General features: G+C 69.4%; 1 pseudogene. It reads left to right on the forward strand.

Features of this window, described 5'->3' with window-relative positions:
• Window positions 1-255 (forward strand): annotated as a pseudogene (locus tag IB265_RS36425) (amidohydrolase); the annotation flags it as partial.

Here is a 255-nt window from a genome sequence, read left to right on the forward strand (position 1 = left end):
CCGGCGACTTCGCTTCCCACGACGAGAACCCGGTGCCGCCGGCGATGCCCGACTGGTCGCCGGTTCGCAGCTTCGGCGGTTATGCCGCCTGGGGCGAGCCCGATGGTGCCGGCAAGAACTCGCTCCGCCGCACGGCGATCACCGCGTGCGGCTGCGCCAGCAATTGCGGTCTGCATGGTCACGACCATGCCGGCGCCTGGACGTCAAAGCTGCCGATCGCCGATCTCAAGGGCTTCTTCGGCGCACTCGGCTGCT

The organism is Ensifer sp. ENS10 (assembly GCF_014852025.1).
GTDB lineage: Bacteria > Pseudomonadota > Alphaproteobacteria > Rhizobiales > Rhizobiaceae > Ensifer.